The following is a 650-nucleotide window of genomic DNA, read 5'->3' as shown; positions in this document are numbered from 1 at the left end:
GCCGCCCCTTCCGGGCGGCGGTGCGGCGGGGCGCGGCCGGGGTCACCGGTCCAGGCTCTCCCGCAGGCCCGCCGACACCAGGGCGGTGTGCAGCCGGACCGACAGCTCGGCGATCTCGCGGGCGGTGCGGGCCGCCTCCTCGTGCGCGCCGGGACTGCGGCGGCGCAGCTGGGGCGCCACGAGCTGCTCGATCAGTCCCACCTGGCGGTCGGCGGCGGCCTTCACCGCGCGCAGGTTCCGGGCCTCGAAGCCGAACGCGCCGAGGGCGGCGGCGGCCCGGGCGACGGCGAGGGCGTCGCCGTCGTAGTGGGTGCCGGTCCGGCGGACGAGCCCGTACTCCTCCAGCTGGGCCAGCAGCGCCTCGGTGATCGACGCGCCCGCGATCAGCTGGCGGCGGGTGAGGCGGACCTCGGCGGCGGACTCGGCGCCCGCGTCGGCCGCGACCAGGGTGCGGGGACGGCGTGCCCCGCCGTCCGCGGCGCGCCCGTCCGCTCCGGCCCGTCCGTCCGCTCCGGCTCGTCCATCGGCGGCCGTTCGGCCGTTCGGCGCCGTGCGGCCGTCGGCGGTTCCCCGGGCGTCGAGCCCGTGCGCCTGCGCGTCCAGGACGCCGTGAGCGTCGGCCGGACGGCCCGGCACCGTCCGGGGCGGGC

At 80.8% G+C, this 650-nt stretch carries 1 pseudogene; it reads right to left on the bottom strand.

What is annotated here, in order from left to right:
- Positions 1-42: 42 nt before the first annotated feature.
- A pseudogene (locus DZF91_RS41280) lies at positions 43-650 on the bottom strand (hypothetical protein); the annotation flags it as partial.

This window comes from Actinomadura logoneensis, assembly GCF_003428695.1.
In the GTDB taxonomy this organism is placed as follows: Bacteria; Actinomycetota; Actinomycetes; order Streptosporangiales; family Streptosporangiaceae; genus Spirillospora; species Spirillospora logoneensis.
The sequence above is the reverse complement of the archived record's forward strand: the minus strand, read 5'-3'. Positions and strand labels throughout refer to the sequence as shown.